Annotated in this window: 26 protein-coding genes; 21 read left to right on the plus strand and 5 right to left on the minus strand. The window is 44.6% G+C overall.

Annotation, left to right across the window (positions count from 1 at the left end; all coding sequences use genetic code 11):
* Positions 1-27 precede the first annotated feature (27 nt).
* The 8 genes from CTT31_RS13420 to CTT31_RS13455 all read left to right on the plus strand — a co-directional run bounded on the left by CTT31_RS13420 (position 28) and on the right by CTT31_RS13455 (position 6161).
* Complete coding sequence (locus CTT31_RS13420) at positions 28-966, plus strand: CHAD domain-containing protein (protein ID WP_260491429.1); 939 nt, start codon at positions 28-30, stop codon at positions 964-966.
* Positions 967-989: 23 nt separating this feature from the next.
* Complete coding sequence (locus tag CTT31_RS13425) at positions 990-1889, plus strand: DUF350 domain-containing protein (protein ID WP_039493655.1); 900 nt, start codon at positions 990-992, stop codon at positions 1887-1889.
* An 87-nt stretch (positions 1890-1976) separates the two neighbouring features.
* Positions 1977-3629, plus strand: a complete 1653-nt coding sequence (locus CTT31_RS13430) for a polyamine aminopropyltransferase (RefSeq protein WP_370649643.1) — start codon at positions 1977-1979, stop codon at positions 3627-3629.
* Between the two features lie 81 nt (positions 3630-3710).
* Positions 3711-4124, plus strand: a complete 414-nt coding sequence (locus tag CTT31_RS13435; RefSeq protein ID WP_010371994.1) for a DUF2170 family protein — start codon at positions 3711-3713, stop codon at positions 4122-4124.
* Positions 4125-4139: 15 nt separating this feature from the next.
* A complete protein-coding gene (locus tag CTT31_RS13440) occupies positions 4140-4829 on the plus strand; it encodes a PspA/IM30 family protein (protein ID WP_010371996.1) in 690 nt (229 codons plus the stop codon).
* Between the two features lie 65 nt (positions 4830-4894).
* Positions 4895-5533, plus strand: coding sequence for a DUF4178 domain-containing protein (locus tag CTT31_RS13445; protein ID WP_010606163.1), 639 nt, complete (start codon positions 4895-4897; stop codon positions 5531-5533).
* Between the two features lie 53 nt (positions 5534-5586).
* Complete coding sequence (locus CTT31_RS13450; protein ID WP_370649644.1) at positions 5587-5856, plus strand: hypothetical protein; 270 nt, start codon at positions 5587-5589, stop codon at positions 5854-5856.
* A gap of 68 nt (positions 5857-5924) precedes the next feature.
* Positions 5925-6161 carry a hypothetical protein gene (locus CTT31_RS13455; RefSeq protein ID WP_260491432.1) on the plus strand — a complete coding sequence of 79 codons (237 nt, stop codon included), beginning with the start codon at positions 5925-5927 and terminating at the stop codon, positions 6159-6161.
* Between the two features lie 272 nt (positions 6162-6433).
* On the opposite strand, the gene CTT31_RS13460 is transcribed toward CTT31_RS13455, so the two are convergent.
* The 5 genes from CTT31_RS13460 to CTT31_RS13480 form a co-directional block, all read right to left on the minus strand.
* On the minus strand, positions 6434-6913 hold the full coding sequence (locus CTT31_RS13460; protein WP_211858308.1) for an FKBP-type peptidyl-prolyl cis-trans isomerase: 480 nt from the start codon (positions 6911-6913) through the stop codon (positions 6434-6436).
* Positions 6900-9329: a Lon protease family protein gene (locus CTT31_RS13465; protein WP_211858310.1), complete on the minus strand. Its 2430-nt coding sequence runs from the start codon at positions 9327-9329 to the stop codon at positions 6900-6902. Before CTT31_RS13465 ends, CTT31_RS13460 begins: the two co-directional genes overlap by 14 nt.
* Before the next feature lie 71 nt (positions 9330-9400).
* Entirely contained in the window at positions 9401-9859 is a 459-nt protein-coding gene (locus CTT31_RS13470) for a zinc ribbon-containing protein (RefSeq protein WP_017216346.1), read from the minus strand.
* A gap of 134 nt (positions 9860-9993) precedes the next feature.
* On the minus strand, positions 9994-12129 hold the full coding sequence (locus CTT31_RS13475; protein WP_211858312.1) for a TonB-dependent receptor: 2136 nt from the start codon (positions 12127-12129) through the stop codon (positions 9994-9996).
* 180 nt (positions 12130-12309) lie between these two features.
* Positions 12310-13386: a PepSY-associated TM helix domain-containing protein gene (locus CTT31_RS13480; protein WP_211860068.1), complete on the minus strand. Its 1077-nt coding sequence runs from the start codon at positions 13384-13386 to the stop codon at positions 12310-12312.
* Between the two features lie 248 nt (positions 13387-13634).
* On the opposite strand from CTT31_RS13480, the gene leuS reads away from it, so the two are divergent.
* The 13 genes from leuS (at position 13635) to lipA (ending at position 26266) form a co-directional block, all read left to right on the plus strand.
* On the plus strand, positions 13635-16223 hold the full coding sequence (gene leuS / locus CTT31_RS13485) for a leucine--tRNA ligase (protein ID WP_211858314.1): 2589 nt from the start codon (positions 13635-13637) through the stop codon (positions 16221-16223).
* Positions 16207-16719 carry an LPS-assembly lipoprotein LptE gene (locus CTT31_RS13490; protein WP_010606155.1) on the plus strand — a complete coding sequence of 171 codons (513 nt, stop codon included), beginning with the start codon at positions 16207-16209 and terminating at the stop codon, positions 16717-16719. Before leuS ends, CTT31_RS13490 begins: the two co-directional genes overlap by 17 nt.
* Positions 16719-17762, plus strand: coding sequence for a DNA polymerase III subunit delta (gene holA / locus CTT31_RS13495; RefSeq protein ID WP_211858316.1), 1044 nt, complete (start codon positions 16719-16721; stop codon positions 17760-17762). The genes CTT31_RS13490 and holA overlap by 1 nt, the downstream gene beginning before the upstream one ends.
* Positions 17759-18394, plus strand: a complete 636-nt coding sequence (nadD, locus tag CTT31_RS13500; RefSeq protein ID WP_211858318.1) for a nicotinate-nucleotide adenylyltransferase — start codon at positions 17759-17761, stop codon at positions 18392-18394. The genes holA and nadD overlap by 4 nt, the downstream gene beginning before the upstream one ends.
* A 52-nt stretch (positions 18395-18446) precedes the next feature.
* Positions 18447-18764, plus strand: coding sequence for a ribosome silencing factor (gene rsfS / locus CTT31_RS13505; protein WP_010372036.1), 318 nt, complete (start codon positions 18447-18449; stop codon positions 18762-18764).
* A 1-nt stretch (position 18765) separates the two neighbouring features.
* A complete protein-coding gene (gene rlmH, locus CTT31_RS13510) occupies positions 18766-19236 on the plus strand; it encodes a 23S rRNA (pseudouridine(1915)-N(3))-methyltransferase RlmH (RefSeq protein ID WP_010372039.1) in 471 nt (156 codons plus the stop codon).
* A 2-nt stretch (positions 19237-19238) separates the two neighbouring features.
* Positions 19239-21107 (plus strand): penicillin-binding protein 2, encoded by a 1869-nt coding sequence (gene mrdA / locus CTT31_RS13515; RefSeq protein WP_039493678.1) that lies wholly within the window; start codon positions 19239-19241, stop codon positions 21105-21107.
* Positions 21104-22210: a rod shape-determining protein RodA gene (gene rodA / locus CTT31_RS13520; protein ID WP_017216356.1), complete on the plus strand. Its 1107-nt coding sequence runs from the start codon at positions 21104-21106 to the stop codon at positions 22208-22210. The genes mrdA and rodA overlap by 4 nt, the downstream gene beginning before the upstream one ends.
* Positions 22210-22983 (plus strand): septal ring lytic transglycosylase RlpA family protein, encoded by a 774-nt coding sequence (locus CTT31_RS13525; RefSeq protein ID WP_211858320.1) that lies wholly within the window; start codon positions 22210-22212, stop codon positions 22981-22983. Before rodA ends, CTT31_RS13525 begins: the two co-directional genes overlap by 1 nt.
* A gap of 41 nt (positions 22984-23024) precedes the next feature.
* A complete protein-coding gene (locus CTT31_RS13530) occupies positions 23025-24188 on the plus strand; it encodes a serine hydrolase (protein WP_102057334.1) in 1164 nt (387 codons plus the stop codon).
* Positions 24189-24352: 164 nt separating this feature from the next.
* Positions 24353-24631, plus strand: coding sequence for a DUF493 family protein YbeD (gene ybeD, locus CTT31_RS13535; protein WP_010606146.1), 279 nt, complete (start codon positions 24353-24355; stop codon positions 24629-24631).
* Positions 24632-24650: 19 nt separating this feature from the next.
* Positions 24651-25304 (plus strand): lipoyl(octanoyl) transferase LipB, encoded by a 654-nt coding sequence (gene lipB, locus CTT31_RS13540; RefSeq protein ID WP_174169868.1) that lies wholly within the window; start codon positions 24651-24653, stop codon positions 25302-25304.
* A complete protein-coding gene (gene lipA, locus CTT31_RS13545) occupies positions 25301-26266 on the plus strand; it encodes a lipoyl synthase (protein ID WP_017216358.1) in 966 nt (321 codons plus the stop codon). Before lipB ends, lipA begins: the two co-directional genes overlap by 4 nt.
* Positions 26267-26276: the final 10 nt, after the last annotated feature.

Genomic DNA, 26276 nt, shown 5'->3' on the forward strand with positions numbered 1-26276 from the left:
TGGTCAAGGTAGATTAGGTGACAATGAATGTCCAACTTTAAAATTTGGAAACTGGTTAGCCTACTGTGTGTTTTGAGCCTAATGCTGGGCTGCGAATCGAAAGAAGAACGTATCCAGCAAACCATTACACATACACTTCAAGAAGCTTCAACAGCGATAAATACGCTGGGATCCGCCCTTGATAAAAAGCAGGTGAGAAATGCCAACCTTTTGACTGAGTATGGCAAAGTACTTGGTCAGCAAAAACCTCAGCTCAGTGAAATTGCGCAAATTATTTCCCAAGACGCAACAAGCAGTGGAACCTTATATCAGAGTTTATTGACTCGTTATCAGTCCCTCAAGTCCCCCGCTCCAAGTATGAACAGCGATGATATTATCAACCAAGCGCTCTTGTTAAAAGAAGCCGCTTCAATCAGTTTGTTCAATGATGCGCTGACAGATCCAATCAATGTTTTAGCCGATATGTCAGATGGAAAGCTAGCGCGAGTTGGCGCAATCAGTCAGCAAGCGGAACAAACGGCAAACGGTCAGACCGGTGTCGGCAATCAGCTTGTTGGTAATGCCAACTATGGCGAATGGCAGACCAACTCAAACGGCACTAGCTTTTGGATGTGGTACGGCATGTATCGCATGCTTGGCGATATTGTTGGTGATGTTGAATATGGTCGCTGGAGTAAACACCGTAAATACAGTTACTACAGTGACTATGGTCGTCATAGATACACCAGTTATAAAAGCTACAAACGCCAAACTGAACTCGCCAAGCGTACTCAACAATCGTATCAACGCCAAGGCAAACAGTTTACCAGTCCCTATGCCAAGAAAAAGTCTGGCGCGTCAGGGTTAAGTCGAAGTAGCAATACCCCATCAGCAGTAACTCGAAGCAGCTACTCTCGAACCTCAAGCTACGGCTCAGTTCGCAATAGCTCAAGTAGAACCTCCCGTGGCGTAAGCCGGGGCAAATAGCGCATATATAGCGGAGTTAACACATGTACCAATTTAACGGATTAACAGCTTGGACTTTTCAAGCATTGCTAATAGATATGGCGGTGATCGTCGCGTTGTTTGTTAGCTTAAAATACATCAAAGGTTGGGTATCTAACCTTCACGCAAACGATGAAATCACAGAAAAAGACAACTTTGCATTTGGCCTCAGTTTTGCTGGTGGTTTAGCAGGTTTGGCCATCGTAATTTCAGGTATTTCAAGTGGTGCTTTTGCCAGTTCTTTGGCTCAAGAAGCGCTACAAATGGCGGGCTATGGTATCGTTGGTATCATTCTTATCAAACTCGGCCACTTTTTCCAAGACAAAGTCGCGCTACGCAAGGTGAACCTTCATGACGAAATCGTTAAAGGTAATGTCACCTCAGCACTGATTGATTTTGGCCATGTGGTGAGCGTTGCTATTGTGATCCGCTCAGCTTTGCTTTGGGTACTCACAGAGGGCTGGTACGGTTTACCGATTGTGGTTGCTGCCTTCATTATTGGTAATATTTGTATGTTGCTTGTGAGCCAATACCGAGTACAACTATTTAAGCGCACTAACAAAAGTGGCGACTGTTTACAGCAAGCAATCAAAGATAACAATATCGCTGTCGGGATCCGCTACGCGGGCTTTTTAATCGGCTCAGCACTAGCACTGACTGCAGCGTCCGGTTTAGCGCCGTATGTAGCGGACAACATTAACTCAAGCCTACTGTACTGGAGTATTGCGGCACTGGGTAGCATTGTGCTTTTCATCGTCTTACATCTCGTCATGATAAAAATTATTCTTGCGGGTAAAGATATTTCCGATGAAGTGAACAGACAAAAGAATGTTGGTGTTGCTGCAATCTCAGCCGCGCTTTCTTTTGCGATTGGTACGACTATGGCTAGTTTGTTAGGTGCATAACCCTTGAGCGCATCTGCACCACAAACTTCAGCAAGAGTGACCGGCAACTGGTCGTTGTTCGGTCACGACACCTTACTTATTGGCGTCATGGCTATTTTGGCCGGTTGCGGCCTAATCTACGAATATTTACTCTCTCATTATGCTGGTCGCGTTTTAGGCTCTGTAGAAAGCGCGATTTATGCCATGATTGGCACTATGATCGTGGCCATGGGCATTGGCGCATTTTTAGCACGCTGGTTCAAAGATCCTTTTACCGCGTTTGCATGGCTTGAAAGCCTAATCGCGCTACTCGGCATGAGCAGTATTTTGGTGATCGCCAGTGTTATTGCACTTACCTATACCCTGCCCCATACACTTTCTAGCCTTTACAGCCTGCCTCCCGATAGTGTCTTAGATGGCATGCCATTTGCGCAATTACAAGCATTTGCCCGATTTTTACCTTATGTTTTCGGCCTCATTCTAGGCATTTTAATTGGCATGGAAATTCCGCTGATCGCTAGGATCCGTCAACAAGTGTATGGCCGCTTCCTTGAAAATAACGCAGGTACCATTTACGGTGCAGATTATATCGGTGCTGGTGTTGGTGCTGCCATTTGGGTCACGATTATGCTTGCGCTGCCAATAATGCAAGCAGCCGCGTGGACTGCGCTATTTAATATCATTGCAGGACTTATCTTCCTATGGCGTTACCATGCTCATGTCCGCTTCGCTAAGCTGCTGTTTGCTTGCCACTTTGTTCTACTTGGTATCTTTTTTGTCATCCTGAGCCATGGCTCTCTTTGGATGAAAGACCTCAGCAATGTGCTATACAAAGACAAGGTGATCTATTCAGAGTCAACGAAGTATCAACATGTTGTCATCACTGAGCGATTGAGCCGCGCACAACCGATGCCAATTAACGATTTATTCTTAAATGGTCGATTACAGTTTTCATCTGTGGATGAACAGATCTATCACACTATGCTCGTTTATCCTGCGATGCTGGCATCCAACCGTCGTAAAAAGGTATTAATCATTGGCGGCGGAGATGGTCTAGCACTTCGAGATGTACTGGAGTGGCCTGTCGAAAATGCAACCTTAATTGATTTGGATGGACAACTACTTTCATTATTTGGACTACAAGGGCAGCCTTACCCTGCTAGACCACATATCACCAGTCAATTAACTCATTTAAATGGCGACGCCTTAAATGACCCAAGAGCAACGGTTATCGTTGCAGATGCATTTTTAGAAGTAGAAAAAATGCTTGACCAAGGTAGGCAATTTGACACTATCATTATCGACTTACCCGACCCTAATCACCCTGATTTGAATAAGCTATATAGCGACTACTTTTATAATCATGTGCGTCAATTACTGGCACCCGATGGTGCACTCGCTATTCAGTCAACGTCTCCCTATCACGCCAAAAAAGCGTTTATTAGTATAGCCAAAACGGTAAAACATGCCGGGTTTACGCATGTTGAGCAATACCAACAGAATATTCCCTCATTTGGCCAGTGGGGATGGACAATCGCAACGAGAACAGGACAACCAGCAAGTGCTAGGATCCGGGCAGTCGAGTCTATACCAGTCCCAAGTAACTGGATAAACAAAGAGTATTTACTCGCGACTTTCGCCTTCCCAAATCGCTTTTTTGATGGAGCAAAAGATATTGAAGTCAACCAGTTAGGAACAGGGAGACTATACGATTATTATCGCCAAGCATGGCAAACAGAAGATGAGTTGTATAAAAATTAGCGCACGGCCATTGACATATTATGTCTTACGTGCAACTCTTAACTCAGACATAATATGTCAAAACAAAAAAGGTAAATGAAGATGGAATTAAATGAACTATCAATCAAATTAGCATCATTTGAAACAGAAGGTGCTAACTTCGAATCTTTCTTAATCGCCAATGAAGGCGAGCAAGATGTATTGCAAGTGATTGTTGACGGAAATGACGAATTACCAATTTTTGTGACTCAGACTGAAGAACAACTTGTATGCATTAGTTACCTATTTAAAGAGAATGAGGTAAAGCCTGAGTTGCTAAACGAGTTAAATGAAGCACTATTAAAACTGAATGTGCCGATCCCGCTGAGTGCGTTTGCTAAAATTGATGAGCAATATGCGATATTTGGTGCTCTAGCCGTTTCCTCCTCAATTGATGAGATCACGCACGAACTGGTCACCCTCGCGGACAATGCAATCGAAGCATTAGATGCAGTGACTGTGTATTTGAATGAATAATATTGGAGTTGTGAAATGAGTATTTTAAAGAAATTATTTACTGCTGTTCGTGGTGGCGCTAGAGAAGTTGGTGAGTCAATTGTTGATGCAAATGGCATTCGTATTTTTGAGCAAGAAATTGCTGACGCACAAAACGCATTAGCTAAAGCCAAAAAGAGCTTAACAGAAGTAATGGCGAAAGAGATGCAGACAAAACGCAAATTAGCTGCACTTGACGAAAGCATTATCGAACATGAAAACTATGCTGGACAAGCGCTCGAAAAAGGTAACGAAGCTTTAGCGGTAGAAATCGCAGAGAAAATCGGTGAATTTGAAGTTGAGCGCGCAGAGCATCAGCAAGTGCTAGACGGCTTTAGTAAACATGTGATCCTGTTAAAACAGCAGATCAAAGAAGCTGAAAAAACGATTAAAGAAAACCAACGCCAGCTGACAATGGTAAAAACCACAGACAGCGTTCAAAAAGCAACCATGGCAGTAAACAGTACGCTAAATACCAATGCGTCATCTATGGTAAATGCACGTCAGTCGCTTGAGCGTATCAAGCAACGCCAGCAAGATAGGCAAGATCAACTGGCTGCGGCAAAAGAGCTTGAAGCTGCTGCAACGGGTGCAGATCTAAAAGCCAAAATGGCAGAAGCTGGAATTGGCTCTACGCAAAAGAGTAATGATATTCTTGAACGTATTAGAGCGAAACAAAGCAACTAATATTTGCCGAATAGAAAAAGGAGGCCTCGCCTCCTTTTTACCCTTTTTGATTATGTAGGTGCATTATGTTTGGCTTTTTTAAATCAAAAAAAACTCCTGAGCGACAACTTACTCATGCAAAAGATCTGCAAGTTGGAGACATGCTCACCATCATCGATTCGTTCGCTTACCCTAGCTGGCTCAAGGGACAAACCCTCAAAGTGGTTGGCGTACAAACTTACCAATTTGAACGCAGCGCTGCATATGAATTTGTTCTCGAAAGTGATTCAGGTAACATTACTTTTTTGCAAATTGAACAAAGTGACGGTGAGGAATACGCGAATTTCTCTATCAAAATCCAAAGAGAAGACGTCGATGCTATTTTTACGCTTGATGAATTTGCGCGTATTTTCGATGAAGAAGCACTGACCCACATCGACACCCACGCTACTCCGGAGATTTTCGAGCGATTTTTAGGTAAAAGCTATCAACAAAGTGAAGCGCCCTACGTTTGCTATTTTTACGATAGCGATTATCGCGGTCGCGCCTTGCCACGCTATCAAGATGAAAGTGGCGAAGTATGTGAAGTTATCGAGCTACTTAGTCCTGACGAAAAGTTCGCTATCAATATCGAGATCTGGGATGGAGGGGAAACTGACGTGTCACTAACCATGTGTCGCCCACTGAGCGATATTGTCGACCTATTTCCTGGAGCTAACTCGTGACCACAAGAGAAGACAAGTGGAAACGTCAAGAAGTGGCATTGAGGGCCACACAAATGGCCTTCGATTTAACCACGGAAGTACAAAAAAGTATTAAAAAACAGGCGATAGACGAAGAGCTAACGCCATCCGATATGATCAGAAAGATCCTTGATTTAGAAGTTAAATCGAAGAAAACTCGGCAACGCTTATCCTTCAATCTAACCGATGAAGAAATCGCACTACTGGCGGAACGTTTTGGCGTTGACCCTAATGACAAACGGGCTGTAAAGCAACAAGTCGCCAATATGCTACTTAGTCGCTACTCAGATAGAAGAAACAAGTGAGCAGTAATACCAATCCATTAATTCTCCAACTATTTTAAATAGTTAAAGCTACAACCTAAGAGGGAACGATGACAGAAGCAGAGATTAAGAAAAGTATTGATAAACATAGTGTGAAACCACTTATTTTCGTAGTCATCATGATGTTACTAATAGCATTATTGAATAACTACTTATTGGAAGATGACCCACTAACTCCAAACCTACTCATTTTCGGAGCATTAGCTGCTGGCATACACATCTTCAAAAATGTTCTCTGTGACGTCCTTGTCACAAAATCAGCACAGGATGGTTCTAATACCAATTGAATTAATTCTCTAATCAATTTGAAGGGTGAAATAGCATATTAGCTTCGTTAAAAATTTCTCATTTAGAACAACTAAATAGCAAAATTTTTGCCTTGCTACTAAAGCTATTTCCCCGCTTCAAGATAGATCATTTACTTAATACAACTGGTATAAATAACCTGAGCTTAAATAACATCATTCCTCTCTAGCAGCCCACTTTAACAATTGTAGCGATGGTTAATCACGCTTGGGCAAATAAAGATAGCTGCTAGAGCCTCATCGCTTTGAGAACATCACTCTACCGCGAGCAGCTCAACTTCAAACACTAATAACGAACCCGGTTCGATTTTACCTGCTGCGCGGTCACCATAGCCTAAGTCCGGACCAATCCAAAAGCGGTATTTATCCCCTTCGCTCATCAACTGCACGCCTTCGGTCCAACCTGGGATCACTTGATTAAGTCCAAAGCTGATGGGTTGGTCACGCAGTACCGAACTGTCGAATACGGAGCCATCAAGTAAAGTGCCATGATAATGCACTTTAACTTTGCTCGTTGCATTTGGCTGTTTGCCACCGTCAGTTTGAGTGATTATTTCGTACTGAAGACCTGAGTCAGTTTTATGAACCTCTGTGCGCTTTTCGTTTTCTTTCAAAAAGTCAGCCGCTTGAATTCTATTAAACTGCGCAAGCTGTTTTTGTTTCTGACCACCTCGAAAAAACACCATCGCAATCACCAGCGCAACAATAACGAGGATAATATTAGTTGTCGTCATGGTTTTCTTCTCCTTTGTCATCATCGCCGTTTACTACTTTTGCAATACGCTCAAGCTTCGCCATTGCTACTGCATTGATACTGTTTTCGGGATAGCCTTCGTCACCGAGCTCTCCTGCTGGTCTATCCATTAACAAGCTAAGCGCTTCATCTACTGTGGCAACGGCATAGACATGGAATAAGCCTTTTTCAACAGCTGCAATCACTTCATCATCTAACACTAAGTTGACCTTGTTAGATTCAGGGACGATCACCCCTTGCTTACCTGTGAGGCCTCGCATTTTGCAGAGTTTAAAGAAACCTTCGATTTTTTCGTTTACACCACCAATGGCTTGTACTTCACCGTGTTGGTTAATTGAGCCGGTGAGCGCTAATGATTGATCCACGGGGAGTTGCGTCACCGCCGATAGCAGCGCACAAAGTTCTGCAAGTGATGCGCTATCACCGTCAATAAAACCATAATTTTGTTCAATGGCGATATTTGCGCTAAGCGTCAGGCTAAAGTCTTGCGCATACTTGTTACCTAGGTAACCCGTAAGCAGCATCACGCCTTTTGAGTGAATTGACTTACCTAAATCTACCTCACGTTCAACGTCAATCACCCCGTCAGCACCCGCGTATACCGTAGAGGTAATACGCGCAGGCGTACCAAATGCAGTGTCACCAATATGCAGTACGGTCAGGCCGTTTACCTTACCAATTGCGGTGCCTTCAGTTGCAATCAAGGTATGCCCTTCTTGAATATCGCTGAGCATGTTTTCACTTAACTGTCCTGTTCGATATTCTTTTCCAGCTATCGCTTCATCGATGTGATTAGCAGCAATTTGGTTTACGCCATCTTGCTTGGCATAAAAACTGGCTTCTGCTACCAACTCTAAAACATCAGCAAAGCGCGCCGAAAGCTTGCTGTGATGCTCCGCTTGGCGATAGCTAAATTTAAGCATACGTGCCAGCGCCGCTGAGCTAAGCTCAATCTTCAAGGTATCATTACAGTATTCCATCACCTTGGTGATAAATTGGTACTGCATTTTGTCCGAGCTTGGTAAATAGTAATCAAAATCGGCCAGCACTCTAAATAGCTCTGCAAACTCTTCATCGTATTCACCAATGGTGTAATACAGGTCTCGCGACCCCAAAAGAATAATTTTGACATCCAACGGAATTAACTGCGGCTTTAAGGTAAAGCTGCTGCCCACCGAATTGTCTTGATACGGTAGGTCATTTTTAATTTGGTGAGTTTTTAGCGACAGTTTAAGACCATCCCACACTTGCGCGTTAGCCATGACCTTTTCCGCATCCATGATCAGATAGCCGCCATTGGCGCGGTGCAATGCACCGGCTTGAATAGAGCGATAGCTGGTGATCAAATTACCTTGAGAGGTTGCATATTCCACCTTACCAAAAATATTACCAAAGGTCGGGTTTGGCTCATATACCACAGGTGCAGGGTCGTCCTCTTTAAACTCAACCAGAATATTGGGCGCAAAAAAGTCCGTGAGCATTCCCTTTGAGTCAAAGTCATCTTTGTTTTCGTCGCTGTTGCTACTATCGTCGTCTAGCCAATCTAATACCGCATCGACAATTTCAACCTTCAGATCTTTAAGATAACGCAGCACGCCAATGTGTGCGGCATACTTATGCTCAAGTGCTTTTAATAGCGGTTTGGTCGCCACTTCGATGGTAGTTTTTTTAAGATTACGTAAGCGCTCAGAAGATTCACGCTTCCATCTTGGCAGCTCAATAAGTGATTCGATTAGGGCATCTTCTAATGTTTCTATTGCGGTTAAAAAGTGTGCCTGAACATGCTCGTCCAGAGCCGAAAACTCCGTATCACTGAGCTGCTTACCATCGACCACAGGAGCAAAGCCAACTGTCCCCGTATCTTCTATCAGTGCAACACTCATATTCATAGCTTGTTGCTCAACAGCGGTGATCGCAGCATCGTATTTTTGTTCGAATTCTTTATCTAGCGATTTTTTCTTGCGTTGATAACCCGGGTTGTCAAAAGCTGCAGGAAAAGTATCTAAGATCTCATCAATAAAGGCGTCAATATCGGCCTCAAGCTGCTTACTTTCACCCGCCTGCATAAATAACGCGATAGGCTCGCGGTGGTCGTCGTAGTTGTTGACGTACAGCCATTCTTTAGGCGTTGGCTTAGTTTTACTATGGGCCTCAAGCTTGTCTTTTACCATGGTAAAACGACCCAGCGCCGCTTCTCCCATGACATACACATTATAACCGGGAAGCTCCATTCCCAAGGCAAAGTCTAGCGCGGTCTGAGCGCGCTGCTGGCCAATAAATGGCAGCGCTTCTGGGTAAGGGTTTTGGATACAATTTTCTATGTGAGTCAACGAAACTGATGGCGCGAGCTGGCTCGCAGGCAGTGCTTTTTCAGACGACAATTTAGATTTGGTCATTCTAACTTCTTTGTATTATTCGCATACGTTAGTCTACTCAGCTTGGTGCTTCCAAGCTGAGCGCCCACACTTTAGGGCGCTAATGCTTTTCTAGTATATTCCCCATGCCCGCACTCGCTGCAAGCTGGGATCTTGATGGCATAATAAACATCTAATTTATAGCCACAATTCTTACACACTAATTGTCCCAAAGCTATCCATTCACCTTCTTTATAAATGCCTTGGTGTTCAAAATCTTTTAAAAGTGCGGACCACTCAAGTTGAGTTCTATCTTCTAATTGGGATATTTCAAATAAGATATTGGCTTTGAGCTCACTCCAAGCCGCTTCATCATAGAAGGATTTGTTTTCGAGAAGATGTTCCAAGTCACGTTTTAGATAGTAACTATAATCATCATAGGTTTGTTTGGTGTAGTCTTTCAGTGCGCTCTGCGCTTCCCAGAATCGCTTAGATAAATCGTCAATTTCATGTTCTTTGACGTCTTTGAGCCAATCGGAAAATTGATCCAGCCATTTTTGATAATCCGCCATTGCTACACTCCTGTTTAGCCAATAGATTAAGTGTAGACCAGATATACCATTCATTGTATTAGGGTTTGCTGAACTTGGTGCTCAGCAAACCCATTTGGCTTCAGATTATGAAGCCAAAAGTCATTGCTATTAGCTTAAAAACGATACTTCACGCCAACGGTTGCTGTTGTACCAAGGCCTTTAATGTTATAGCCACCGTACGTATAGGCTTGTGCGCGAGCTGGGAAGTAGTCTGAGTTAAATAGGTTCTCAATACCAACAAACGCTTGCCAACTTTGGTCGAATTGATATTGACCACTAAAGTTAACCACATTATAGCTGTCAATTGGACCCTGATCTCCAACATAGTTGCCTTTATCGTTCCGCTCGAAACGTTTACGGTCGCCGACATGTAACCAGCTTAATGTCATCGATAACGCATCAACTGGCTGCCAGTTTAGGTTTGCCGTAAGCTTTGGTGGACTAATTTGTCTAGAGCCAAGATAAGTATCGGCTTCAGTATCTTTACCCTCTACATAGCTATATGTGGCAATGAGCTTTAGCGTGTCGTTGATTTTGTAATCGACAAGTGCCTCATAACCCCATATTTTTTGTGGTGCTCGAACAGGCTCATAAACTCCAGTTACTTCATTGAATTTATTCGTTGTACCAAACTCAGACGTACTTCTATATGCCGCAAATTCAAATCGTAACGTCTCAAATTGAGAGTTAAAGCCGATTTCGTAGTTATCAACAATCGATGCTTCTGTTTGAATTTGACCAATGTCTTCTACCGTTGCACTGCGCAGCAGACGGCCAATATCCGAGATATCAGAGCCCTGCGAGTAACTGGCGAATGGGCTAAACTTTTCATTTGCGTTATATTTAATACCCACATTGTACGTTGTGGCGTCATAGTCAATGGTGTCGCCTTTCACGTTAAGTGGCACAGAGCACTGGTCCGCTGAACGGCAAAGTTTTAGTGTTTGGTAATCAGCTACCGCAAGATCAATACTTTCTTGTCTCACTCCCGCTTTTAACACTAGGTCATCGGCAACAATCCACTTGGTCTGTAGGTAACCTGCTATGCTTTCCATGTCCATTTCTGGCACCCAAATACGACCATCAACAAGTGGCTGTGAGGTCACATCATTCAACGCATCAATACCATAAATGAAGGTAGCTTGGACATTGTCAAAATCAACCAAGGTATTAAATGTCGCACGCGCGCCCTTTTTTTCAGAACGGATAATAGATTGACCGCCAGTGTATCCTTCATCAGGGTTTGCTAAGCTTGGAGAGAAGAAGAACACGTTCTCAATGTCTTGCATATACGCATCAAGCGTCATTTGTGTATTAGCAAAAACTTCTATATCGGTGTATTTCAACGTAATGTTTTCATTACCTTCTGGCCCTTGTGGCTTACCTTGTTTCTGCTGAGCTGGTGGCACGTGAATAGCGTAAGATTTTTCACCTAAATTGATGTTGCCAAACACATCACCTAGGTCCGTTTTTTGCTGTGAACTGTAGAAGTTATAGCTAAATTGCAGTTGCTTGTCTTCATCAAAGTCATAGCCAAGCTTAGTAAAGTAGTTTTCTGTCACAGTATCCGACAGACCATACTGTAAACCCAGAATATCGCCTTCAGCATCACGCTGAACACCATTTTCTTCATAACTTGCCGTGACTAAATAACTAAATTGGTCAACGCGGCCATTAATCGCGCCCGCAATTCGAGCACCAGCACTCTCTGCAAGCTTTACTGCGCTAAAGCGGCTAGATAGGCTAATTTCACCTTCTGGTTTGCCATCGCTTTTGGCCTGCTTAGTGATGTAGTTAATGATCCCACCTGAAGCACCATTACCATAAATTGAGGTTGCCCCTTTGATCACTTCTATGCGCGCGATGGCACTTGGATCGAGTGTTTTTACACCCAAAGAACCATTTCGCAGTGGCGTAGACTGAGGTACACCGTCAATCATCACCAGAGGCGCACGTCCACGCAATGATTGCCCTGTATTACTTGAACTACCCGTATCCGGAGCAAGACCAGGAACGATTTGAGATAACAAACTTTGTAGTTCTGGATTTACTTTTAAATGATCTTCAATTTGTTTTTGATTAATTATCGTAATGGAGGCAGGCACTTCATCAATGCTTTCAAACACACGACTGCCCGAGACCACGATATGCTCCATATCTGCTGCTTGAAGATCTTTAACATTGGTATCGTCTGCAATGGCTGCTGCGCTAACAGCCAACGCTACCATACTGAGAGTAGTTTTTAACATGGTTATCCTTGCTGGATTTAGAATAATAATGATGTAAAAAGCGGCAATATAATATTGGCAAACCTCAGTAAAAACAAGGCAAATGTGAATAATTTGCATTACCCTTTACTAAAAAATTATTCTACTCTACGCCACTTTTTGCAATTATATCTACATAACAGTAACTTAGAGTGAAGTTAATTACCTCTTCTTGCGATGACGTTGTAGCCAAAAATACAGGCCGGATATCGTGAGAAAGGTCGGAGCTAAGGCAAGTATTAACCAAACAAATTGCACGATGGGACCAGCAAAATCACCAATATGAAACTTGTACTTAAAGTTCCAAACTTGCGTAGCGATCCCCGCTTGTGACGCATCATATTGCGCTACCACCTCACTGTTATAAGGATTTACCCAAACCCAGCTGTAGGCATGACTTTCGCCTGGGTTTTGAACTCTGTAAGCGATGCTGTCGGACGCTTTGTCAGGCATATAGATACGGAACAGCTGACTGTCTGGGAAGATAGATTTCGCGCGTGTTGTAGCGCTATTTAAATCATAGGGTAAGCCGTGAAAATTAACCGCAATAGTGGGCGGTTTTGGTCTTGCTTCGACCTCGTCAAAGCTCAACCACTCAACCACAGCCTTAGTTTGCGGCTGCCAGTTAAACGCCATACCACTGAAGGCAATGAGCAGTATAGGTAAAAGCAAATATACCCCCAATACGGTGTGTAACTGATAAAGCAGGATCCTTAGCTTAGCTTTTGGTTTTATCACTAGCCGTTTCAAGCGATTTTTAGGCTTTACCCAAAGATAAAAGCCCAACACTAACTCAATAATGAGTACAAGTGCACAAATAGATACCCAGTCTCTAAGCGGCTTTTTGTTGTCAGCATCTTCAAACAACAGCCAACGGTGTAGCGCCATCGTAAAACCGTATAGCGTAGAGTAATACTGGTAGCGATGAAGGATCTTGCCACTGTAGGGGTTAACGCTAACATAATCACCGCTAGACAACTTCAGTTGCCATGCCAAATCCGGTTGCTGCTCAGGCATAAACAGTGAAACTTTTTCAGCGGTTGTAGATTCAACTGAGGTGACTATTTGCTCTACCCCAAGAGGCTCAGACTGTGGCTCAACTCGCCACAACTGAGGCTGAGTAAGATATTGAATATCTTTGGCATATATAAGCAGTGCCCCAGTTAAGCTTAAGCAAATAATAAACGCACCAGATACTAGCGCCATTACTAGGTGAGCACGGCGTAACCACAATTTTATCAAGGGAATTCTCAAACTTCTTTCGATATTTAGCAATAGTAAGTGATAATAACTCTTACTTGCAACAGCACAAAATTTCCCCTTTTACCGCTGCTGGTCTTCGCGTCGTTTATCTCCACTTCGACACCACCTTTAGTCCGTGGCAATCGACTAAAATAATTCCACTTTAGGTGCTGTGATTGCTGGCCAATTTCGGGTATGCTATCGAGCAATTTTCTATTAATTTTGCCAGATGTTTGGAAACCTAGATGCAAGAGCAATATAACCCGCAAGATATCGAAGCCAAAGTACAGTCGTACTGGGAAGAAAACAATACCTTCAAAGTTGTCGAAGACGAAAGTAAAGAGAAGTACTACTGTCTCTCAATGTTCCCATATCCAAGTGGTCGCCTCCACATGGGTCACGTACGTAACTACACCATTGGTGATGTGGTTTCTCGTTTCCAACGCCTACAAGGCAAAAACGTTATGCAACCTATGGGTTGGGATGCGTTTGGTCTTCCAGCTGAAAACGCGGCAATTAAAAATAATACCGCACCGGCGAAATGGACCTACGAAAATATCGACTACATGCGCAACCAGCTTAAATTACTTGGTTTTGGTTACGACTGGGATCGTGAAATCGCGACTTGTCACCCTGAATATTATAAGTGGGAACAGTGGTTCTTCACTAAGCTTTACGAAAAAGGCTTAGTATACAAAAAGATGTCAACGGTAAACTGGGATCCAGTTGACCAAACGGTACTTGCAAATGAGCAAGTTATTGACGGCCGAGGTTGGCGCTCTGGTGCCATTGTCGAGCAAAAAGAAATTCCACAATGGTTTATTAAGATCACCGATTATGCACAAGAGTTACTGGATGACTTAGACAAGCTTGACCACTGGCCTGAGCAAGTTAAAACCATGCAGCGTAACTGGATTGGTCGCTCAGAAGGCGTTGAAATCGACTTTAAACGTGCCGACAACGACGAAAGCTTCACCGTATACACCACCCGTCCTGATACCTTTATGGGCGTGACTTATGTGGCAGTTGCGGCAGGTCACCCAATCGCTCAAGAAGCGGCGAAAAACAGCGATGCGATCTCTCGTTTTGTTGAAGAGTGCAAGAACACCAAAGTTGCCGAAGCGGATATGGCAACAATGGAGAAAAAAGGTATCGCAACTGGCTTTACGGCTATCCACCCACTCACAGGGCAAGAAGTGCCAATTTGGGTAGCTAACTTTGTACTGATGGATTACGGCTCAGGTGCCGTGATGGCAGTACCGGGTCACGACCAACGTGATTATGAGTTTGCAACCGCTTATGGTCTTGAGATCAAACAAGTTATTCAGCCTCTAGCCGGCGCAGAAGTAGAAGCCAATCTGGCCGAAGCAGCGTTTACCGAAAAAGGCACGCTTATCAACTCTGGCGAGTTCGATGGCCTAGACTTTGAAGGCGCATTTAACGCCATCGCGACTAAACTAGAAGCACTTGGCGTGGGTAAACGTAAAGTAAACTTCCGTCTTCGCGATTGGGGTGTGAGCCGCCAGCGTTACTGGGGTTCGCCAATCCCAATGTTGAACAAAGAAGATGGTTCTGAGCTTGCGGCACCTGAAGACATGCTTCCTGTTCGTCTACCTGAAGACGTAGTCATGAATGGGGTAACTTCACCGATTAAAGCAGATCCTGAGTGGGCAAAAGCAACAATAAACGGTGAAGCGGTATTCCACGAAACCGATACATTCGACACCTTTATGGAATCATCTTGGTACTATGCACGTTACTGTAGCCCACGCTACGATGAAGGTATGCTTGAACCAGGTGCTGCAAACTACTGGCTACCAGTAAACCAATATATTGGTGGTATTGAGCACGCTATCTTGCACTTGTTGTACTCGCGCTTCTTCCACAAGTTGCTGCGTGATTTCGGTTTAGTGAATTCTGATGAGCCATTTGAGCGTCTACTATGTCAAGGCATGGTACTTGCGGACACTTACTACCGCAAAGACGAGAAAGGCGGCGACATTTGGATCGCACCAACTGACGTATTAACTGAGACTGACGACAAAGGCCGCATCACTAAAGCGTGGCATAAAGAAGACGGCGAGCCGGTATTCTCTGCAGGCATGAGCAAAATGTCTAAGTCGAAGAACAATGGTATTGACCCGCAAACGGTTATTAAGCAATACGGCGCTGACACAGTTCGCTTATTCATGATGTTTACGGCTCCACCAGAACAAACGCTTGAATGGTCTGACTCAGGCGTTGAAGGTGCGCACCGTTTCCTTCGTCGTATTTGGAAATACGCGGTTGACGTAAAGCAAGCAGGTACTGCCGAGCTTGATTTAAGCAAACTAAATGCAGCGCAAAAGACGCTACGTCGCGACATCCACAAAGCCATTGCAAAGGTGACAGACGATATCGAACGTCGCCAAACGTTCAACACGGCAATTGCGGCGGTGATGGAGCTTTCAAATAAGCTTATCAAAGCGCCACTGAGCGATGAGCAGGACATTGCACTAGCCAACGAAGCACTAGAAGCTATGGTGATCATGCTTGCGCCTATCACACCGCACATGTGTCACGAGCTATGGGCTGAGCTTGGCAAGGCTGGTGATATCTTGGATGCGGCATGGCCTATTGTCGACCAAAGCGCACTAGTTGAAGATGAAAAGCTTATCGTTGTACAAGTCAACGGCAAGCTGCGCTCTAAAATCACCGTGGCGGCAGATGCAACGCAAGAACAAGTTGAAGCGATTGCATTTAGCGAAGAAAACGTCACTAAGTTTACTGACGGCAAGACCATCCGTAAGGTGATCTATGTTCCTGGTAAGCTACTTAATGTGGTTGCAAACTAAGATGCGTAGCCTATTTTGGCACACCAGCAAGCTAGCAGTTTTGCTAGCTTGCTTCTTCGTGGCGAGCTGCGGTTTTCACCTCAAGCAAGCCTCTTACCTTCCTGACGATCTAAAAGAAATCACCTTAAGCGGTGACGACAAGCGCTCAGCCTTGTTTGAACAGCTACAGTCCGATCTTCAGCGCGCTCAGGTATCCCTTACACCAAAAAATACCAAACAGGCTGCTGAGTTGTACTTGTACAATGACTCACTTGAACGTCAAACACTCAGTTTGTTCAAAAATGGTCAGGTTGCTCAGTATGAACTGGCGTATCGCGTGTCGTACCGATTGAGTCGTCCGGGCCAAGAACCCGTTAAACAAATGTTCGAGCTGTATCGTAACTATCAGGACGACCCAGACAATGCGCTAGCAAAGGCAAAAGAGCTTGAGCTGATCCTAACCGAGATGCGCCGTCTTGCAAGCCAACGTATTATTCGAGAGTTGTCGCAACTGTAATGCGCTGTTATGCCAATCAACTCTCCAATTACCTAAGTAAAGGGCTTGCCCCTTTTTATCTGGTCTTTGGTGAAGAACCCTTTCAGCAAGGCGAATGTGCACTTGCCATACGAACCGCAGCCAAGCAGCAAGGTTTTGACGAAGTCATTAAATTTGCTCTACTTCCGGGATTTGACTGGCAAGAGCTCAGTGCGCAGTACAACAGCATGTCTTTGTTCAGTGCACGTACGCTCATCGAGTTCGACTTTAACGAGCAAAAAGTTCCTACCCAAGGTGTTACGGTTTTAAAGTCTTTGGCCGAACAGGTCAATCCAGATGTCGTTGTTATTTTTAAAGGGCTGGGCGCAGGTCAAGACATTCAACGCACCGCTTGGTTCAAAGCATTAGAGCCTAAAGGCCTGTTTGTCCCTTGCTATGCATTAACGGGCCGTCATCTTGAACGCTGGTTTGATGATGAATGTAAGCGGCTGAAGCTGTCTATGTCACCACAAGGCAAGCGTGCCCTGCTCGTCGCCACAGAAGGCAACTTGCTTGCAACGCATCAGGAGCTCGAAAAACTTTCCTTACTATTTGGTAAAAACCCGGTTGATGAACAGCAATTGCTGAGCGGCTTATTAAATCAATCTAAGTTCGATATCTTTGATTTAAATACCGGATTGCTAAGTGGCAACCCTAAACAAATCATCAAAGTATTGAATAAGCTCGCCAGTGATAATGTAGAGCCCGCGAGTATTCTCTGGACCTTGCAAAACCAAGCACGCACCCTGCTAGGTGTTAAAACCTTGTGGCAAACCGGCACTACGCTTGCGGATGCCTATAAAAAGCATAATGTCTGGAAAAATCAGCAAACCATCACGCAGCAAGCGTTAGACAGATTAACGCTAGAGCAGATGAAACAGTTGCTCTGTATGATGGCAGACTTTGATACCGCATATAAAGAAGCAAGACTCACTGCGCCATATCAAGCTCTAGCACACATCGCACTGGCCTTTGCTACACCTATAGCAATGCCGTTACCAATTAGCCAGAGTGAGCATGTATGATTGCTTTGTTTGGTGGTACTTTCGATCCTCCGCATTTGGGCCATTTAAATATGGCGATGCGCTGCGTCGACGAGCTAAGTCTGGCTGAGTTAAAATTTTTACCTTGTGCCATACCGGTTCATAAACAAAAGCCCAGCATCAGTGACGAGCATCGCCTAGCGATGCTTGCTAATTTGTTATCAGGGCAACAAAAACTGGTTATTGATAGACGTGAGCTTGACCGACAAGGACCCTCTTACAGCCTGCTAACACTGCAAGAGCTACGTAACGAATATCAGGACCAACCGATTTTATTTTTAATGGGTATGGACTCGTTTAATAGCCTGCACACTTGGTATCAATGGCAAGAAATCACAAAGTTGTGTCATCTGGTGGTGTATCAACGCCCAAATGAACATTGCTCACCAGATGCTAAAGTCTCGGCTTACTTGGTCAAAGCACGCACAAATAACTTAAATAAGCTCCAAACCAGCAATGCTGGACACTGCTATTTCCTTCACGGTGAGCAAAAAGACATTGCATCGAGTACAATAAGAGCTGCAATTGCACAGCATGACAAAGAATATTTGGAACATTGGCTGCCCGCTTCTGTCATAGATTATATAAATAGCCATGGCTTGTATGCTGATTAACCCCATAAAGCATGTTAAAATCGCCGATTATTTGAAATACAGAGACAAAAACTTGGATTCACAACAGTTATTAGATTTCGCGCTAGACAAAGTAGATGATATGAAAGCGCGTGATATTGTTAAGCTCGACGTTCGCGAAACTTCTTCAATCACCGATTACTTAGTGATCTGTACAGGCACTTCAAAACGCCATGTACAATCGATTGCCGATCATGTCGCAAAAGAAGCACGTCATGCTGGAGAAACACCAATTGGCCAAGAAGGTCAAGACGTTGGTGAGTGGGTATTGGTTGATTTGGGTGACGTTGTTGTTCACGTAATGCAAGACCAAACCCGTGATTTTTATGACCTAGAAAAGCTGTGGGGCTAATGTGAAGATCCAACTCATTGCAGTAGGTACCAAAATGCCGAAGTGGGTTGAAACTGGCTTCACCGAATATCAAAGACGCTTCCCCAAAGATATGCCACTGGAGTTAATTGAAATTAGCGCTGGCAAACGGGGGAAAAACGCAGATATTAAACGCATTTTGCAACAAGAAGGTGAAAAAACCTTAGCCGCTATTCCAAAAGGCAATCGGATCGTAACCTTAGAAGTGACTGGCAAGCCATGGGATACACACCAACTTGCGAGCAATATGGAAAAGTGGCAGTTGGACGGTCGCGATGTTAGCTTACTGATTGGCGGCCCTGAAGGGCTTGCACCAGAATGTATTGCTGCAGCTGAACAAAAATGGTCATTATCAAACTTAACTCTACCCCACCCTTTGGTGCGTATAGTGGTTGCCGAGAGCTTGTATCGCGGCTGGAGTTTAAATAACAATCATCCTTACCACAGAGAATAATAATGATAAAAAAACGGCCGACGATTAGGGATCATTCTGCCGAGGCTAACCTCTTTGCGAGACGGGCCTTTGTCGGCTTTGTTTTTGTCGTTATTATTGTTGGGATCTTGTTTCACAATGTCTATAAGCTTCAGGTAACCGAGCACGAGACCTATCGCACCCGCTCCAACGATAACCGTATAAAAGTCATTCCGGTCGCCCCTAACCGTGGTCTGATTTACGACCGCAATGGTGTGTTGCTCGCCGAAAATCGCCCCGTTTACAACCTTGAAGTGATCCCTGAAGATGTCGAAGATCTCGAAGCATCATTAGCTTCTGTACGTCAACTCATCGAAATTTCTGAGCAAGAAGTAGAAGATTTCAAAAAGGAAATCAAGCATAACCGCCGCTTCAAAAGCCAAGTACTAAAGGGTCGTCTGAATGAAGAAGAAGTTGCGATCCTCTCGGTTAACCAACACCGCTTACCCGGCTTTAGCGTTGAAGCTCGATTGTCCCGTTATTATCCTTATGGCGATACCCTCACTCATGCCCTTGGCTATGTCGCAAAGCTCAATAAAGAGGAACTCTTTGACTTAGAACTAGCAGGCAAAGACACGAACTATCGTGCCACCCATGATATCGGTAAGCTCGGTGTCGAGAAGTTTTATGAAGAACAGCTACACGGTATTGTGGGCTCTCGCCGCGTCGAGGTGAATAATCGCGGCCGTATCATTCGCACATTAAGCATGGAAACGCCACAACCAGGTAAAGACTTGGTGCTAACGCTCGATATCGGCTTGCAACAAATCGTCCAACATGTGCTAAAAGACACCCGAGGCGCGATCATCGTTATGGATCCACGCGATGGTGGAATTTTAGCGCTCTATTCTAACCCAAGTTACGACCCGAATCTGTTCGTTCACGGGATCAGCGGCAAAGACTACCGAGCCTTGCTCAACCCAGACAGACCACTTATCAATCGTGCAACTCAAGGCCGTTATGCACCTGCTTCCACAGTGAAACCCCATCTCGCGGTGCTTGCGCTGGAAGAAGGTGTTGTCACCGAAACAACCAAAATTTGGGACCCCGGCTTTTTTCAAATTCCCAATGTAAAACATAAATGGCGTGACTGGCGTCCTTGGGGCCATGAGCATGTTGATGTGTATAAGGCTATTGAGCAGTCTTGCGACACCTATTTTTATGAAGCTGCATATAAACTCGGCATAACTAAAATTAGCGACTTTATGAACCAGTTTGGCTTTGGTGAGCTTTCGGGTATCGATATTCATGAAGAAACCTCCGCCATTTTGCCATCCGTTGAATGGAAAAGAGAACGTTTTAAAGAGTCGTGGTACCCGGGAGATACGATTTCTGTTGGGATAGGACAAGGCTACTGGACTGCCACTCCAATGCAAATAGCGAACTCGCTGAGCATTTTGGTCAATAAAGGCATACACCGCCAACCTCACTTAGTACAAATTTCTAAGCAAGACACTGAAGTAGAACAATTATTTACGGAAGAAAAACCGCCTGTTGTGTTGAAAAATCCTTATCACTGGGATATCGCGTTAAAAGCCATGCACAACACAGTAAAAATAGGTACCGCGAAAAGTGCATTTAAGGGCGTGACCTATGATCACGCTGGTAAAACAGGTACCGCGCAAGTTATCAGTATTGCTCAAGGCGAAAGGTACAATGCCGAGAAGCTGAAAGAAAAACACAGAGACAATGGTATCTACGTGGGTTTTGCACCTTTTGATGACCCTCAAATTGTTATCACTGTGGTTGTAGAAAACCAAGGTGGTGGTAGTGCTATCGCAGCGCCAATGGCACGCCAAGTGATGGATTATTACTTTTCAGCCTACCCGCTTGAGAAGGAGCAACAGCAATGAGCCCGCTGAATAAGCCGCGTTCGCTATTTGAAAAAGTCCATATCGACCTACCGTTATTTGCAGCCTTGATCACTATGATGATTGGTAGTCTCGCAATTGTGTATAGTGCTAGTGGACAAGATATGGGCATGATGATGCGCCACGGCACACGAATGTTTGGTGCACTAGTCGCCATGCTATTTATGGCACAGTTTTCTCCCAATACACTTAAGCGTGTGGCAATTCCGGTTTACCTCTTGGGGCTTGGCATGCTCGTCGCCGTGCTGTTTTTTGGAGTCAGTAGTAAAGGGGCTCAGCGCTGGCTCGACTTAGGTGTTACCCGCTTTCAACCTTCTGAAATAATGAAGCTTGCAGTGCCCATGACGGTCGCTTGGTTTATTGGCCGCTCTCACTTACCTCCTAGTATTTTGAATTTAACAATCGGCTTTGTGATTGTGTTAGTGCCAACTATCCTGATCAAAGAGCAACCCGACTTGGGTACTTCAATTTTAATTGCCAGCTCTGGTATTTTTGCGCTCTTTTTAGCTGGGTTAAGTTGGCGTTTAATCGGCTCTGGTTTGTTACTCGCGGTTCCCGGCGGCTATGCGTTTTGGCATTACGGAATGCATGCCTATCAAAAGCAACGTGTTCTGACCTTTTTAGATCCAGAAAGCGACCCGCTGGGCTCTGGTTACCATATAATCCAATCGAAAATTGCGATAGGCTCCGGTGGCGTGGAAGGCAAAGGTTGGCTACATGGCACCCAATCTCAATTAGAGTTTTTACCCGAGCGCCATACCGACTTTATCTTCTCGGTGCTGAGCGAAGAATTTGGCTTGTTGGGTGTCACCATATTACTCAGTTTGTATCTTTTTATAATTGGTCGCGGATTATATATCGCAGTACAGGCACAAGACGCTTTCAGTAAGCTGCTTGCGGGAGCACTGACGTTGACCTTCTTCGTCTATGTCTTTGTAAATATCGGAATGGTTTCTGGTCTCTTGCCAGTAGTCGGTGTACCTCTGCCCCTAATTAGCTATGGTGGCACATCGATGGTGACCTTAATGGCCGGTTTTGGCATTATTATGGCAATCGCAACAGATAAGAGGATGTTGTTAAAATAATGACAGTTCGTATTACCCTAATTTCAAAACTGGTTTTAGTATTTGCCCTGTTAAGCGTGCTCAGCGCTTGTGGAAATCGCTATCATATTCGCCATGATAAAGCGCCACTGCGCGAGCCTACCGAACTGGAAATGCAGGATGCCATTGTCACCAACGAGAAAAAGAGCGTGAGTGCCAATCGCCCCTACACAGTTCTTGGAAAACGTTACACACCAATCTCGGACGAACATGGGTATCAACAACAAGGCATTGCCTCGTGGTACGGCCGTAAATTCCATGGCTACCACACCTCCAATGGTGAAATTTTTAATATGTTCGATATGACAGCGGCACATAAGACGCTGCCACTCCCTAGCTTTGCCAAAGTAACAAACTTAGACAATGGACGCTCTGCTATTGTTAGAATTAACGACCGAGGTCCATTTCACGACGATAGATTAATCGACCTATCTTACGCTGCCGCCTATAAGCTAGGCTATCACCTTCAGGGTACAGCGCGCGTTAAGGTCGAAGCCATTACTCTATCGCGCGAGTCTCCAAGGCTAACCTATGTACAAGTTGCTGCTGGCAGTAAACTTGAGAACATACAGTTATTAGCAGGTCAGTTAAAACAAGAACTGGGGTTAGGTACACCCATCACGTTTGAAAACAACCTGTACAAGCTTAGAGTCGGCCCAATTACCGACGACAATCAAGCACAATCTTTACTAAAAACCTTACAACAAGGTCAATTTAGTCGTGCTTTCTTGCTTTACAGTGAGCAGGAACTTTAGAATAACCGCAATGAATGCCGATAAACAAAAAAGCGAGCATAATGACTTCTATCAAACCAAAAATCGTTAAAAAAGTCCTTGGACTGGTGTGCACTTTCTCTATTATGAGTGCTAGTGCACAAATTATTCCTTCGCCGCCGCAGATTAATGCGAAAGGCTATTTCCTTGTTGATTTCACAACTGGAAAGGTGATTGCAGAAGGTGAAGCCGATACTAAGCTAGCGCCAGCAAGTTTAACCAAAATGATGACCAGTTATGTTATTGGTACTGAAATCGCGGCAGGTAACATTAGTCCATCTGATCAGGTCACCATTAGCGAAAAAGCGTGGGCTAAGAATTTTCCTGGTTCATCGGTGATGTTTATCGAAGTGGGTAAGCAGGTCAGTGTTGATGACTTAAACCACGGGATCATTATTCAATCAGGCAATGATGCTTGTGTTGCAATGGCCGAGCACATTGCTGGTAGTGAAAGTGCGTTTGCCGATCTGATGAATGCACATGCTGAAAAGCTAGGCATGACGAATAGTCACTTTATCAATAGCCATGGCCTAGACACCGATGAGCATTACACCACTCCAAGAGACATGGCGACACTCGGGGCGGCGCTTATTCGTGATGTACCTGATGAGTACGCTTTATACAAGAAAAAGTCTTTCTCATACAACGGCATAAAGCAATATAACCGTAACTCATTACTTTGGGATGCAAGCCTTGAAGTGGATGGCATAAAAACCGGCCACACCTCAGATGCAGGCTACAGTCTAGTTACTTCAGCGGTTAAAGATGATATGCGTCTTGTTGCAGTAGTCATGGGCACAGAGAGTGAGCGTGCACGTAAAGTTGAAAGCAAAAAATTGCTTAACTACGGCTTCCGTTTCTTTGAAACCATTACTCCTTACCAAGCTGGTGACGCTTTTGCCGATCAGCGCGTATGGATGGGTAACAAAGAAACCGTATCGCTTGGCATTATGGAAGACACACCAATCACTATCCCACGTGGTCAAAGCAAGAACTTAAAGGCTAACTTTGAGCTAGATAAGACGCTCGAAGCGCCGCTAGCAAAAGGCACTAAAGTTGGTACTTTGTTCCTACAACTTGAGGGTGAAGATGTAGCACAATACCCACTGGTTACGCTTGAAGAGATCCAAGAAGGTGGATTCTTTAGCAAGATCTACGACTATCTACGTTTACAGATCTCGCAATAACCCCATTTTATGTAAGTGAACGCCTCATCATGAGGCGTTTTTTTTTGCGCCAAAAATGATAGAATGCGGCCAATAAATGACGACCTTGGCAACTCAAGGCTTGAAAGAGCCACTAAGTAACCAAATAAAGGCGTCAGCAAGTAGTTCGTTGTGAGGATACCGTCGTGGTAAAACCAGTTAAAAATACTAAGTTTGATGAATACTTAGAATTTCCTTGCCCATTTACATTCAAGATTATGGGCCTAGCAAATGTCAATTTGACGGATCAGATCCTAGCCAAACTGCAGGTTATTGCACCGGGGGATTATGCACCAAAGGTTAAACCGAGCAGCAAAGGCACCTATGAAGCCGTATCTCTTGTCGTTACCGTAACCAGCAAAGAGCATATCGAGCAGATTTATACCGAGATCGGTGGCATCGAAGACGTCCGTTACATCCTGTAGTTGGTAAGGACCCCTAGTTATGGAATCTCGCAAGTTAATTGTGCGCCAACTCGGCCTTTGTCGTTACGAGCCAATTTGGCACAAAATGCAATCTTTTACCGATGAGCGTGATGACACCACAGCGGATGAAATCTGGCTGGTGGAACATGAGCCTGTTTTTACACAAGGTCAAGCCGGTAAAGAAGAGCATGTCTTGGCGCCAGGTGACATTCCTGTCGTAAAAGTGGATCGCGGCGGTCAAGTTACCTACCACGGTCCTGGGCAACAAATGCTTTATGTACTGCTCAACTTACGGCGATTGAAAATAGGGGTACGTGAACTTGTCACTTGGCTAGAGGAAAGCATTATCGACTCCCTAAAAGAATATGGGATAGAGGCTTATGCTAAAGCCGATGCACCAGGTGTATACGTCAACGATAGCAAGATAGCATCTCTTGGACTTAGAGTCCGCCGTGGCTGCTCGTTTCATGGACTCGCACTCAACGTCAATATGGACCTTGGTCCATTTTTACGAATAAACCCTTGTGGTTATGCGGGCATGAATATGGTGCAAAGTAGCGAAATTAATGGACCTCAAACCGTCGCTGATGCGGGGGCTGGTCTGGTAAAACACATGCTAAAACGCATTAATGCTGAGCATGTCGAATACACTGAAGGGTTTGAAAACGTATGAGTAAACCAGTCAAAATGGAGCCAGGGGTAAAGCTCCGCGATGCTGAAAAAATGGCATTGATCCCAGTTAAAGTCATGCCAACAGAACGCGAAGAAATGCTGAGAAAGCCTGAGTGGTTAAAGATCCGTTTGCCAAAATCAAGTGAACGTATCGATGGCATTAAACAAGCAATGCGAAAGCACGGCTTGCACTCTGTTTGTGAAGAAGCGTCTTGCCCTAACCTTTCTGAGTGCTTTAATCACGGTACAGCAACCTTTATGATTTTAGGTGCAATTTGTACTCGCCGCTGTCCGTTCTGCGATGTGGCCCACGGTCGTCCGCTAAAACCTGACGCCCAAGAGCCGGAAAAGCTTGCACTTACCATCAAAGACATGAAGTTGAGCTACGTTGTTATTACCTCTGTTGACCGTGATGATTTGCGCGACGGTGGTGCGCAGCACTTTGCTGACTGTATTCGTGAGATCCGTAAGCACAACCCAGGTATTACAATCGAAATTCTTGTGCCTGATTTCCGTGGTCGTATGGATAGAGCGCTTGAAATCTTGAGTGAAACACCACCAGATGTATTCAACCACAACCTTGAAACTGCACCGAGACTTTACAAGCTAGCGCGTCCAGGCGCCGATTATAAGTGGTCGCTCGAATTACTACGCCGCTTTAAAGAAGCGCATCCAGAAGTAAGAACTAAATCAGGCCTGATGGTTGGACTAGGCGAAGAAATCTCTGAAATTGAAGAAGTCTTAAGAGACTTGCGCGAGCATAACGTAGATATGCTTACCGTAGGCCAGTATCTGCAACCTTCAAAGCACCACTTGCCAGTCAAGCGCTACGTGCCACCGGTTGAGTTTGATGGGCTAAAAGAATATGCCGACGAAATAGGCTTTAGCCACGCAGCTTGCGGACCATTTGTACGCTCTAGCTACCATGCAGATCAGCAAGCCGCCGGTAAAGAAGTAAAATAGCTTCTGCTCC

Source organism: Pseudoalteromonas maricaloris (assembly GCF_024746855.1).
GTDB lineage: Bacteria > Pseudomonadota > Gammaproteobacteria > Enterobacterales > Alteromonadaceae > Pseudoalteromonas > Pseudoalteromonas maricaloris.